The organism is Paenibacillus sp. LHD-117 (assembly GCF_030929555.1).
Classification (GTDB): Bacteria; Bacillota; Bacilli; order Paenibacillales; family Paenibacillaceae; genus Pristimantibacillus.
Genome location: NZ_JAVFVT010000041.1, coordinates 24443 through 36757, shown reverse-complemented (window position 1 = coordinate 36757; position 12315 = coordinate 24443). Strand labels below are relative to the sequence as shown.

The window sequence follows — 12315 nt, the reverse complement described above, 5'->3', positions numbered from 1 at the left end:
CAGCACCAAGGTACTTCGTGATCAAAGCGGACTTATTGAACTTCCTCTAAACCATTCCGGGAGGGTATAAACCATGAACAAGAAGAGTGTACGTGACGTAGCAGAACTGGCAGGGAAACGCGTATTCGTGCGCGTGGACTTCAACGTGCCGATCGAAGACGGCAAAATCACCGACGACAAGCGGATCCGCGAGACGCTTCCGACGATCAACTACTTGATCGAGAAGGGCGCGAAAGTCATTCTGGCGAGCCACCTTGGCCGTCCGAACGGACAAGTGGTCGAAGAGCTGCGCCACACGGCATCGGCTGTTCGTCTGTCCGAGCTGCTCGGCAAACCTGTAACGAAAGCGAACGAAGCGATCGGCGAAGCGGTAGAAGCGCAAGTCGCTGCCCTGAACGACGGCGACGTATTGCTGCTTGAGAACGTTCGTTTCTACCCTGGCGAGGAGAAAAACGATCCGGAGCTGGCGCAAGCTTTTGCCAAGCTGGCCGATCTGTTCGTCAACGACGCGTTCGGCGCCGCTCACCGCGCACATGCGTCCACTGAGGGCATCGCTCATATCCTTCCGGCCGTATCCGGCCTGCTCATGGAGCGCGAGCTTGAAGTGCTCGGCAAAGCGCTGAACAACCCAGAGCGTCCGTTCACGGCGATCGTAGGCGGCTCCAAGGTTAAAGACAAAATCGCGGTCATCGACAAAATGCTCGAAATCGCCGACAACATCATCATTGGCGGCGGCTTGTCCTACACGTTCTTCAAGGCGCAAGGCCATGAGATCGGCAAGTCCCTCGTGGACAACAGCAAGCTGGATCTGGCTCTCGAGTTCATGGAGAAAGCGAAGAAGCTGGGCAAAAACTTCCTGATCCCCGTCGACATCGTCGTAACCGACGACTTCAGCGCGAACGCGAACACGCAAATCGTTGACGTGGATGGTATTCCGGCGGAGTGGGAAGGCATCGACATCGGACCGAAGACGCGCGAGCTGTACGCGGACGTCATCAAAAACTCCAAGCTGGTCGTCTGGAACGGACCGATGGGCGTATTTGAAATCGAACCGTTCTCCCACGGCACTCGCGCGGTAGCGCAAGCAACGGCAGAGACATCCGCTTACACGGTTATCGGCGGCGGCGACTCCGCTGCGGCAGCTGAGAAGTTCGGTCTGGCTGACCGCATGGACTTCATCTCCACGGGCGGCGGCGCTTCCCTGGAATTCATGGAAGGCAAAGTGCTTCCAGGCGTAGTGGCTCTTAACGATAAATAGCATTAAAGATAAACAGCATTAACACCAACCAACCATTGCAGGAGGTCTTGAGATGAGCAGAACACCGATTATTGCAGGCAACTGGAAAATGTTCAAAACCGTGTCCGAAGCGACGGCTTTCTTCGCCGAAGTGAAGGGCAAAGCGGAAGTAGCTGGCGTGGAGAGCGTGATCTGCGCTCCGTTCACGGCGCTTCCGGCGCTAATCGAAGCTGCCAAAGGCACAAGCATCGCGATCGGCGCGCAGAACGTCCACTTCGAGGACAACGGCGCCTTCACGGGCGAGATCAGCGGTCTTATGCTGAAGGATCTCGGCGTGAAATACGTTATTATCGGCCACTCCGAGCGCCGCGCTTACTTCGGCGAGACGGACGAAATCGTCAACAAGAAGACGGTTGCCGCGTTCAAACACGGCCTCACTCCGATCGTCTGTGTAGGCGAGAAGCTGGAAGAGCGCGAATCCGGCGTGACGAAGGAAGTATGCAAAGTACAAACGGAAGGCGCGTTCCAAGGCCTGTCCGCGGAGCAAGCGGCGGAAGTCGTCGTCGCTTACGAACCGATCTGGGCGATCGGCACGGGCAAATCCTCCACTTCCGAAGACGCGCAGGACGTTATCGGCTACATCCGCAGCGTTATCGCGGGTCTGTACGACGAAGCGGTTGCGGCGAAGGTTCGCATCCAATACGGCGGCAGCGTGAAGCCGAACAACGTATCGGAATACTTGGGCCAAGCGGATATCGACGGCGCGCTGGTAGGCGGAGCAAGCCTCGAGCCTGCTTCCTACATCGCATTGATCGAGGGGGCCAAGTAAGATGGCCTCCCGCAAACCTGTAGCATTAATCATCCTGGACGGCTTCGGCCTCCGCGACGACGTAACGGGCAACGCGGTCGCGCAAGCGAACAAACCGAACTACGACCGTTACTGGTCTCAATATCCGCATACGACGCTTACCGCCAGCGGCGAAGCGGTAGGTCTGCCGGAAGGTCAGATGGGCAACTCCGAAGTCGGCCATCTGAACATCGGCGCCGGCCGGATCGTGTATCAGGACTTAACCCGGATTAGCAAGTCGATTCGCGAAGGCGAGTTTTTCGACAACGAGACATTGCTTGGCGCCGTTCGCCATGCCAAGTCCCGCGGTAAGAAGCTTCACCTGTACGGCCTGCTGTCCGACGGCGGCGTCCACAGCCACATCGCGCATTTGTTCGCGCTGCTGGAGCTGGCGAAGAAGGAAGGGCTGGAGGATGTGTACATCCACGCCTTCCTCGACGGCCGCGACGTCGCGCCTGACAGCGCGAAGGGGTACGTGGAACAATTAGTAGCCAAGATCGACGAGATCGGCGTCGGACGCATCGCGACGGTGCAAGGCCGTTACTACGCGATGGACCGCGACAAACGCTGGGAGCGTACGGAGAAATCCTACCGCGCCATGGTTTACGGCGAAGGGCCGCAGTACACGGATCCGATCAAAGCGGTAGTTGAATCGTACGAAAAATCGGTTTATGATGAATTCGTTATGCCGACGGTCATCGTAGGCGGAGACGAAAAGCCGGTAGGCCTGGTGGAATCCGAAGACGCGATCGTGTTCTTCAACTTCCGTCCGGACCGCGCGATCCAGCTGTCCCAAGTGTTCACCAACGAAGACTTCCGCGGCTTCGACCGCGGTGCGAACCATCCGGTCGGCCTGCACTTCGTCTGCTTGACGTTGTTCAGCGAGACGGTCGGCGGATACGTCGCATACTCGCCGAAGAATCTCGACAACACGCTCGGCGAAGTTCTGGCGCAGAACGGCAAGGCGCAGCTTCGCACGGCGGAGACGGAGAAGTACCCGCATGTCACGTTCTTCTTCAGCGGCGGCCGCGACAAGGAGTTGCCGGGCGAGACGCGCGTGCTGATCAATTCGCCGAAGGTAGCGACGTACGATCTTCAGCCGGAGATGAGCGCTTACGAGCTTGCGGCTTCGACGGTACGCGAGATCGAAGCGGACAAACACGACGCGATCATCCTCAACTTCGCGAACCCCGATATGGTCGGCCACTCCGGCATGCTGGAGCCGACGATCAAGGCGGTCGAAGCGACGGACGAATGTCTGGGCCAAGTGGTGGAAGCGGTGCTGGCCAAAGGCGGCGTCTGCATCATCACGGCGGATCACGGCAACGCGGACATGGTGTTCGACGAGAACGGCCGTCCGCATACGGCGCATACGACGAACCCGGTTCCGCTGATCGTGACGAGCGAAGGAGCAACTTTGCGCGAAGGTGGCATTCTGGCCGACATCGCGCCGACGATGCTGGATTTGCTGAGTCTTAACAAACCTGCGGAGATGACCGGCTCGACTTTGCTGAACAAGTAATAGTAGAATAAGGGAATGCGCAAGGAAATTATTTTCGAATCGAGAAGGAGTGTATTGAATATGTCTATTATCGTTGACGTATACGCACGCGAAGTGCTGGATTCCCGCGGGAATCCGACAGTAGAAGTAGAAGTAGCCCTGGAATCCGGCGGCAAAGGCCGCGCGATCGTGCCATCCGGCGCATCCACTGGCGCTTATGAAGCGGTTGAGCTTCGTGACGGCGACAAATCCCGTTACCTCGGCAAAGGCGTAACGAAAGCCGTTGACAACGTAAACACGATCATCGCACCGGAAATCATCGGTTTGGACGCGCTTGACCAAGTCGCGATCGACCGCAAAATGATCCAACTCGACGGAACGCCGAACAAAGCGAAGCTGGGCGCTAACGCAATTCTGGCTGTATCCATGGCTGTCGCTCGCGCGGCTGCCGACGCTCTGGACGTTCCTTTGTACACATACCTGGGCGGATTCAACGCCAAAACATTGCCTGTACCGATGATGAACATCATCAACGGCGGCGAGCATGCTGACAACAATATCGACGTGCAAGAGTTCATGGTTCTGCCGGTTGGCGCTTCCGACTTCAAAGAAGCTCTTCGCATCGGTGCCGAGATCTTCCACAACCTGAAAGCCGTATTGCATGACAAAGGCCTGAACACGGCTGTTGGCGACGAAGGCGGCTTCGCTCCGAACCTGGGCTCCAACGAAGAAGCGATCACGACGATCATCTCCGCGATCGAGCGCGCTGGCTACAAGCCTGGCGTGGACGTATTCCTGGGCATGGACGTTGCTTCCACCGAGTTCTTCAAAGACGGCAAATACGTACTGGCTGGCGAAGGCAAATCCTTCACGCCTGCAGAGTTCGTTGACCTGCTTGCTTCGTGGGTCGAGAAATACCCGATCGTATCGATCGAAGACGGCTGCTCGGAAGACGACTGGGATGGCTGGAAGCTTCTTACCGAGAAGCTTGGCGGCAAAGTTCAGCTCGTTGGCGACGATCTGTTCGTAACGAACACCGAGCGTCTGTCCTCCGGCATCGAGCAAGGCGTGGGCAACTCCATCCTGGTTAAAGTGAACCAAATCGGTACTTTGACGGAGACGTTCGACGCGATCGAGATGGCGAAACGCGCTGGTTACACGGCAGTTATCTCGCACCGTTCCGGCGAGAGCGAAGACAGCACGATCGCGGACATCGCGGTTGCGACAAACGCAGGCCAAATCAAAACAGGCGCTCCTTCCCGTACGGACCGCGTAGCGAAGTACAACCAATTGCTTCGCATCGAGGACCAACTGGGCTCCACGGCTCAATACGGCGGCAAAGCGGCGTTCTACAACCTCAAAAACTTCAAATAAGACGAGCGCGGCTCCGCGCCGCTTCGTCCTTTGAATAGACGGACGTGAACGCGTTCAAACAAAAACGCCTGTCGGCTCCTTTGGTAAGAGGAGGCCGGCAGGCGTTTTTTTGTGGATCGATGATCCCGTCTTCAATGAGTCCGTTTTTTAGACTAGGCTTACGCCTTATACCACCACGGCCGTGCCGCTGACGGCGACCATCAGCATGCCTTCGCGGATGACCTCGTAATCGATGTCCACGCCGATGATGGCGGTCGCGCCCATGCGGGAAGCCTTTTGCGTCATCTCGGCAAACGCGGCGTCGCGCGCCTCTTGGAGCTTGGTTTCGTACACGCCCGAGCGGCCGCCTACGATGTCGGTGATCGATGCGAGGAAGTCGCGGACCACGTTTGCCCCCATAATAACCTCGCCCGTAATGACGCCCAAATATTGTCTGACCGGATAACCTTCAATGGTTGATGTTGTTGTAATGATCATTTGTATTCCTCCTCGAAAAATGGTCTACGATCCGTTAGTACGTATGGAAAATCCTTACGTTCCACTGCAAAAACATTAGTTTTGAAGACTGGTTGGGTGCGGCGATAGGCGATTACGCTTGCGTTTCTCGCTTGCGCGTAATTCCAGCCACATGGCCGGGGCCTAGCAATGTAAGCTTCGCCAATATATCGGCCATCTCCTCGGGCGGCAGATCCATACCGTTATCCAGCCAACTCTGAATGACGCCCAGATGGGCGGAGCTGACGTAAGCGGTGAGATAATGAACCGGAACGAGCATGTCCCCTCCGAAAGTGGTCAAGATTGGTTCCGCTCGATTCCGAATGACTTCTTTTAGACGTTTTTGGAAGGAGGGGTCACCTTTAGGCCCTAGCACGACGCGCATGAATGAGGCATTTTCCTGCAGGTACTGGAATAACTTCTGAACGAACGGCAGCGGAAACGCCTCGCCTTTCTTGAACCTTTCCCAGTCGCCTTGCGTTGCGCTCAAGAATCCCGCGGCAGCAAGCGATTCGATCTCCATGATAATCTCCGACTGACTCTGCTCGAGCAGGTCATATTTGTCCCGGTAATGAATATAGAACGTGCCCCGGTTAATGTCGGCCTTCTCCGTCAAATCCTTCACCGTAATGCCGTCGAAACCTTTCTCCTCCATCAGTTCCGTAAACGCATCCCGGATGACCCGTTTCGTGCGCAGCACGCGCCGATCGGGTGCCGTATCTTCGACCATTGCCAACCCCTCCTCAACACCATTCGCCGATCTGTTTAGTATGCGACATTAGCGTAATTATTGATTATTGAGTTACCCTGTAAAATCATTATAATGTACATTGTGATCATTATTCAACACTATGTTGAGTTATAGTTAACCATGTAAAATAACGAAGGAGCGTGTAAACCATGCCGATTTTCAAAAATAAACTGTTGCTCGCTTCGCCGCTGATCGCGATGACGGTTTTGTTTATTTTCGTACTCATGTTATATCCGTCCGCCACGATAAAACCCGCCGGGCTGCCGATTGCGATCGTTAACGCGGATGAAGGGGCGACCCTGCCGGACGGCTCGGCCGTTAAGATGGGCGACCAACTCGTCGAGCAAATCAAGGAAGCTTCCGGCACGGCAGAAGGAGCTGACGCTTCGCCCGTGAAGTGGGTCTCGCTGGAGTCGGCCGAGTTGGCCGGGGAAGGCCTGGATAACCGCGAATATTATGCGGCATTAATTATTCCGGCTGACTTCAGCGCGAAGCAGGCATCGCTTCGATCGCCCGCGCCGCAGCAGCCCGAGCTTGAGGTGTTGATCAACCAAGGCATGAACGCAACAGCCTCCAATATGGTGACCCAAATGGTGAACGGCATGATTAGCGGAATGAACTCCGCCATTAGCGCTCAGATGCTGCAGGAGCTTGAAGCAGGCGGAGTAACGTTGAAGCCGTCCCAAGCGGCGATCCTCGCATCCCCGATCAAAGCTCAGATCACGAACGTCAACGAGACGGGGCCGAACACGGCAAGGGGCAACGCGCCGGTCTCATTGTTCCAACCGATCTGGATGGCCAGCATCGCGGGCGCCGCGATTAGTACGATCGTAGTGGGCAAGGCGGCTGCCGCGGTTGCTAGCAAATCCGGAAAGCTCGGAGCTAGGCTGATGCAAGTTGCGGTCGGTGTCGTTCTTGCGCTATTAGCGGGTTTCTTCGTTACCTGGCTAGCCGACAGCTTCCTCGAACTGGATGTGCCGAGCATAGGCGATATGGGCTTATTTATCTCGTTATCGATTCTCGCGTTTTTCCTGATGATCTCCGCGGTCCTTTCGTGGACGGGAATCCGGGGCATCATACTGTTCGTTCTTCTCTTGTTCTTCGGAGCGCCTCTGCTGGCGCTGCCGTCGGAGTTCATGAACAGCTTCTATCGGGATTGGATCCACTCTTGGCTGCCGATGCGGTTCATGGTCGACGGGCTGAGGGAGCTGTTCTTCTACGGGAACGGCTTCGAATGGAACGGACCGACGGCGACGCTTGTCGGGATCGGGGCGGTCAGCTTCGTTGTACTGCTGCTTTCCGTATTGAAGCCGTCAAAAGCTTTGAATGTCTCGAAAGCTGCAGCAGCTCCTTCGGTTAGCAAAGCATAAAGCTGAATATGCGGAAACAAGGAAGAAGGAAGAAGGTTGAAGGAAGAGGGGACGCATATGTCCTCTCTTTTTTGTTGTTTGGGAAATTATGAAACTCCCCTTACATATTATTGGTTAGGGGAACATTGTCGAATGATATTGGCTCATAGGGCGCGCTCATGTATACTTGCTGTAGGATGAACGGGTTGCCCGGAATGGATATGTAAGCGTTGCCAAGTACTGTATGGCAAAGCTGAGTGATGACGTAAATTAATGTGCGGCGAGAGCGCCATTTTTGCTATAGTAAGTAAACGAATGTTATCGATAACACAGGCTGTGCTGCTATGTCCGCAGCCGTTTGCAGGAAATCAGGCCGACAGCCGGCCGGGAGTCGCACAACAAGGGGTGTTGACAAGTTGAACAATAAGCCGAGTCGGAGAAGCTTCAAAGTGTTGCTGCATTTTTTTATTCCCTATGCGCTGCTGCTGTCCTTGTTCGGGGGAGCCGGGTGGTTCGTTTACGAACGGACCTCTTGGCTGGTAGAGGAGGACGCGAAGGAGTCGGCTCAGGCCGTTCTGGAAGGCACGAAGGAAACGCTCGACCGCCGATTCGTCGAGATCGAGACGATCGCGATGCAGGCGGCCAGCGGCACGAAGGCCCTATCGTTCCTATATGTGAAGGAGCCGTTCGAAGGAACGAATCCGGTTCGAATGCGGGAATTGAACAAGGAATTGTTCGATTATACGCTCGTGAACCATTTTCTAATGGACTATTATTTGGTGTATATCGGCAGCGAAATGGCGATTTCTCCGCATAACATGTATACGCTCAAGCAGTTGTACGACCTGAAGTTCAGGTATCAAAATACCGATTACGCCAGCTGGAAGAACGAGCTATCGGAGCAGACGCGCGCGAAGGCATACGTTCCGGGACGGCCTTCGCTCTATGAAGGAAAGGCGGCCTCTGTCGTTACGTATATGCAGCCGTTCGGCAGCGGCAACCATAACGGCCTCGTTATGATGCTGATCGACAACGCCCAGATCCAGGGCATGCTGCAGAACCTTGCCGCCAGCGGCGGCTTCGCTTTTATCGCGGATGAGGAAGGGAAGGTCATTAGCGGGGTTGGGGATCCAGACTTCGGCATTCTCCCGGCTGATGTCAAAGACGGCTATTCGCACCAGATGGTGGACGGCCAGAATATGTTCGTAACCCGGACGACCTCCAGCTACAACGGCTGGACTTACGTCTCCGTGCAGCCGGAGAAAATCGTCATGGAACGAGTGGAATATATCAAAAAGACGTTTTTCACCATTCTGGCTATCGCCTTAATCGGCGGTTTGCTTGCGGCGATGTACTTCTCCTACCGGAACAGCCGATGGCTGTGGACGATTCTGCGCATCTTGCCGGCGCCGCGCAACGTAGCGGATACGGCTTCCGTCCGCAACACGATGGATTATATCGGACATTCGGTGACCAGTCTTATATTCAGTCATGAATCGCTTAGCGAGAAGCTGGATGAACAGCTCCCGCTTATTCGAAGCGCCTTCTATAACCGGCTGCTGAGAGGGCAGTTCGCGTCGGGCAAAGATATTATTCTGGCGATGGAGCATTCCCGCGTCGCTTGGGAAGGGCCGTACGTTGTAGTTGCAATCTTGCAGCTTGCCAGCTACGAAGGCGCATTCAACGAAGAGATGCTGGGCGAGCTCGATATTCAGCGGCTCGGTATCCGCGAGATGATCGCGAAGGAATACGGGAAATCCATTACCGCGCATGACTGGGACGAATATCAGATCGTCCTGTTCATTCATGGCGACGCCGCTTCGCCGAGCTCGTTCATGCAGGAAACGCGAAAAATGCTGGAGGAACTCAGGGAAAACGCGGCAAGCAAGCTGCAAGTGCCGACCTATATCGCAGCGGGCGGCTGCTATAAGCAGTGGTCCAGCGTCAGCCGGTCTTTCGAGGAGGCTGGTGTGCTGCAGCAGCATAAGGAATGGTCTGCTGAGGAAGCAGTCGCTTGCCATGGCGATATCGCCGTTACGGCTAGAGCCTATTATTATCCTTCGGATATCGAACAGCGGCTAATCAGCCTTGTGAAGTCGGGCAATCTCCAAGAGACGGGATCGCTCCTTGCTCAGATCAAAGAAAAGAATCTAAGCGGCAAACGTCTGCCGCAATCGGTAGGTCGCATTCTTATAAGCGAGCTGTCCGGCACCGTGCTGAAGTGCTGCGAGCAATCCAGCATCAGCATGGACGCGCTGACGGAAGAGACGGAGCTTGCACTCAAGGCATCGGAGCCGAAGCGGTCGCTGGAGGAAGGGCTTGGCCTGCTTGGCGATGCGTTCCTTAGCCTCTGCAGGAAACATCATGAGCGCAAAAAGAGCCATAACGAGAAGCTGAAGGAAGACCTGATCGCCTATATGGAGTCCCGTTACAGCCGTACGGATCTCAGTTTAACCGTGCTTGCGGAATTATTCCAAACTTCTGAAACGTATATTTCATACTTCTTCAAAGAACAGACGGGCATCAATTTCTCCGATTATTTGGAGAACCTGCGCATGAATCATGCCAAAAAGCTGCTTGTCGAAAGCGGAGCGTCCGTCAACGAGATTGCGATTAAGGTTGGCTACTATTCGCTCAACTCGTTCAGCCGGGCATTTAAACGGGCTAACGGCATGAGCGCGACGGAATATCGGAAGCAAGCGTAACACAAGCTATTACAGCCTCTATGGACAAGCGGATAAAGCGCTTTCATAACTATTGCACAATCCGTGAATAAGGAATAATGCCCGTCATTACGGCATTCTTGAATACGGAATAACGCCCAAATCTGTCGTATTTACGAATCGCGGCTCTCCCCTCTATACTTCGAATCACCGGCCGGATACACCAAACTGGCGAAAAGGGGGGCGACCATTGATAGCAAAGCAGAGAATCCTTAGAAGTTGGCAATTGTACGTACTATTCTTACCACCTCTTATTTACATCCTTTTGTTCAAGTACGTTCCGATGTTTGGAGCCGTCATCGCGTTCAAAGACTTCTCCATTTCGAAGGGCATTCTCGCCAGCGAATGGGTGGGGCTGAAGCATTTCATTCGGTTTTTTGAATCGTATGAATTTTGGCGGCTTCTGGGCAATACGCTAAGCATCAGCTTCTACACGCTGATCGCCAGCTTTCCATTCCCCATTATGCTGGCAGTCGGATTAAATTACGTACGCAATCAACGTTTCAAGAAGACGGTCCAAATGGTGACCTACGCTCCGTATTTTATATCGATTGTGGTGCTCGTAGGTTTGCTGTTCCAATTCCTTGACCCGCGCACCGGCGCTATCAATCTGGTGCTGGGCTGGTTCGGAGCAGGGCCAATCAATTTCATGGGCGAAGCGTCCATGTTCCAATCGATCTATGTATGGTCCCATGTATGGCAGAACGTCGGCTTCGCCTGCATTATCTATTTGGCGACGCTGTCGGGCATCGATCCTTCCCTGCACGAAGCGGCCGTTATCGACGGCGCTACCAAGATGCAGCGGATTCGGCATATCGATATTCCGGGCATCCTGCCGATTGCGGTTATCCTGCTTATTCTGAACACGGGCCAAATGATGGAGACCGGCTTCGAGAAAATCTTGCTTATGCAAAACGCCCTCACTATGCGGTCATCCGAAGTGATTGACACGTACGTGTATAAGGTCGGCTTGATCTCGCAGGCGATGAACTTCTCTTACGCCACCGCCATCGGTCTGTTCAAAGCGGTCATCGGATTCATATTGCTGATCGTGGTGAACGGAGCGGCCAAGAAACTGAAGCAGGAAAGCCTATGGTAAGGAGGAGCGCTGCGAATGGAACCAACCGTTATTAAGGAGTCCGGTTCGGACCGGGCATTTACGATTATCAATTACATTGTTCTATTCATTGTTCTTCTTGTCATTCTATATCCGCTCATCTACGTTGTAAGCGCTTCATTCAGTTCGACTTACGCCGTGATGTCGGGAAAGGTATGGCTTTGGCCGGTGGAGCCTTCTCTTGATGGTTACAAGGCGGTATTCAAAAACAAAAACGTCTTATCCGGCTTCACGAACACCTTCCTGTATACGGGCTTCGGTACGCTAGTGAACGTCTTCATGACGGTGCTCGCGGCGTATCCGCTGTCAAGACGGGATTTCCGCTTCCGCAGCGGCTTCATGCTTCTGCTGGTGTTCACGATGATGTTTAGCGGCGGCCTTATTCCGAACTATCTTATTGTAAAAGAGTTCGGCATGATCGACTCGTTCTGGTCGATGATCGTGCCTACCGCATTGTCCGTATGGAATGTCATCATTATGCGGACGTACTTCCAGACGACGATTCCGCATGAACTGCTGGAAGCATCCCAGATCGACGGCTGCAACGACTTCCGCTTCCTTTGGCGCATCGTGCTGCCTCTCTCCGGACCGATTCTGGCGGTCATCGCACTGTTCTACGCGGTGGGGCATTGGAATCAATATTTTAACGCAATGATTTTCTTGAAAAATCCGGATCTCTATCCGCTGCAGCTTATCCTGCGCGATATTCTGATCCAGAACGAAGTGAACATCGATATGCTGGGAGACGCCAAGACGGCCGCCGCCCGCCAAGGGCTGCGAGAGCTGCTCAAGTATTCACTCATCGTCGTCTCGTCGGTGCCGCTGCTGATCGTGTATCCTTTCGTTCAGAAGTTTTTTGTGAAAGGCGTTATGATTGGATCTTTGAAAGGCTAATGCGTTCGAAGTAAGTTTTTGTTTCCC

10 protein-coding genes are annotated in these 12315 nt (G+C 54.4%); 8 read left to right on the top strand and 2 right to left on the bottom strand.

The genetic code is table 11. From position 1 onward, the window contains the following. The first annotated feature begins 73 nt into the window (after positions 1 to 73). The 4 genes from RB620_RS25235 to eno are packed head-to-tail and all read left to right on the top strand — an operon-like array spanning position 74 to position 4959. Positions 74 to 1258 (top strand): phosphoglycerate kinase, encoded by a 1185-nt coding sequence (locus RB620_RS25235; protein WP_308099248.1) that lies wholly within the window; start codon positions 74 to 76, stop codon positions 1256 to 1258. Positions 1259 to 1310: 52 nt separating this feature from the next. After that, positions 1311 to 2066: a triose-phosphate isomerase gene (tpiA, locus tag RB620_RS25230; protein WP_308099246.1), complete on the top strand. Its 756-nt coding sequence runs from the start codon at positions 1311 to 1313 to the stop codon at positions 2064 to 2066. Position 2067: 1 nt separating this feature from the next. Then, on the top strand, positions 2068 to 3606 hold the full coding sequence (gene gpmI, locus RB620_RS25225) for a 2,3-bisphosphoglycerate-independent phosphoglycerate mutase (RefSeq protein WP_308099244.1): 1539 nt from the start codon (positions 2068 to 2070) through the stop codon (positions 3604 to 3606). Positions 3607 to 3666: 60 nt separating this feature from the next. Further along, on the top strand, positions 3667 to 4959 hold the full coding sequence (gene eno / locus RB620_RS25220) for a phosphopyruvate hydratase (protein ID WP_308099243.1): 1293 nt from the start codon (positions 3667 to 3669) through the stop codon (positions 4957 to 4959). 165 nt (positions 4960 to 5124) lie between these two features. Here eno and RB620_RS25215 read toward each other — a convergent pair whose 3' ends face one another. Together RB620_RS25215 and RB620_RS25210 are read right to left on the bottom strand one after the other, a co-directional pair. Continuing rightward, positions 5125 to 5436 (bottom strand): YbjQ family protein, encoded by a 312-nt coding sequence (locus tag RB620_RS25215; protein WP_308099241.1) that lies wholly within the window; start codon positions 5434 to 5436, stop codon positions 5125 to 5127. Positions 5437 to 5548: 112 nt separating this feature from the next. Beyond that, positions 5549 to 6184, bottom strand: coding sequence for a TetR/AcrR family transcriptional regulator (locus tag RB620_RS25210; RefSeq protein ID WP_308099239.1), 636 nt, complete (start codon positions 6182 to 6184; stop codon positions 5549 to 5551). 170 nt (positions 6185 to 6354) lie between these two features. Here RB620_RS25210 and RB620_RS25205 point away from each other — a divergent pair, with 170 nt between their 5' ends. The 4 genes from RB620_RS25205 to RB620_RS25190 all read left to right on the top strand — a co-directional run bounded on the left by RB620_RS25205 (position 6355) and on the right by RB620_RS25190 (position 12288). Further along, positions 6355 to 7575: a YhgE/Pip domain-containing protein gene (locus tag RB620_RS25205; RefSeq protein ID WP_374121457.1), complete on the top strand. Its 1221-nt coding sequence runs from the start codon at positions 6355 to 6357 to the stop codon at positions 7573 to 7575. 395 nt (positions 7576 to 7970) lie between these two features. Then, positions 7971 to 10259, top strand: a complete 2289-nt coding sequence (locus tag RB620_RS25200; RefSeq protein WP_308099237.1) for an AraC family transcriptional regulator — start codon at positions 7971 to 7973, stop codon at positions 10257 to 10259. Between the two features lie 244 nt (positions 10260 to 10503). Then, on the top strand, positions 10504 to 11376 hold the full coding sequence (locus RB620_RS25195) for an ABC transporter permease (protein ID WP_308099235.1): 873 nt from the start codon (positions 10504 to 10506) through the stop codon (positions 11374 to 11376). A gap of 15 nt (positions 11377 to 11391) precedes the next feature. Next, positions 11392 to 12288 (top strand): carbohydrate ABC transporter permease, encoded by an 897-nt coding sequence (locus tag RB620_RS25190; protein WP_308099233.1) that lies wholly within the window; start codon positions 11392 to 11394, stop codon positions 12286 to 12288. The last annotated feature ends 27 nt before the right edge of the window (positions 12289 to 12315 follow it).

What these genes read in the sequence shown, in the direction of transcription:
- tpiA (WP_308099246.1), top strand. Translation starts at nt 1,311, where the DNA reads ATGAGCAGAACACCGATTATTGCAGGCAACTGGAAAATGTTCAAAACC.
- RB620_RS25210 (WP_308099239.1), bottom strand. Translation starts at nt 6,184, where the DNA reads ATGGTCGAAGATACGGCACCCGATCGGCGCGTGCTGCGCACGAAACGG.
- RB620_RS25190 (WP_308099233.1), top strand. Translation starts at nt 11,392, where the DNA reads ATGGAACCAACCGTTATTAAGGAGTCCGGTTCGGACCGGGCATTTACG.
- RB620_RS25205 (WP_374121457.1), top strand. Translation starts at nt 6,355, where the DNA reads ATGCCGATTTTCAAAAATAAACTGTTGCTCGCTTCGCCGCTGATCGCG.
- gpmI (WP_308099244.1), top strand. Translation starts at nt 2,068, where the DNA reads ATGGCCTCCCGCAAACCTGTAGCATTAATCATCCTGGACGGCTTCGGC.
- RB620_RS25235 (WP_308099248.1), top strand. Translation starts at nt 74, where the DNA reads ATGAACAAGAAGAGTGTACGTGACGTAGCAGAACTGGCAGGGAAACGC.
- eno (WP_308099243.1), top strand. Translation starts at nt 3,667, where the DNA reads ATGTCTATTATCGTTGACGTATACGCACGCGAAGTGCTGGATTCCCGC.
- RB620_RS25215 (WP_308099241.1), bottom strand. Translation starts at nt 5,436, where the DNA reads ATGATCATTACAACAACATCAACCATTGAAGGTTATCCGGTCAGACAA.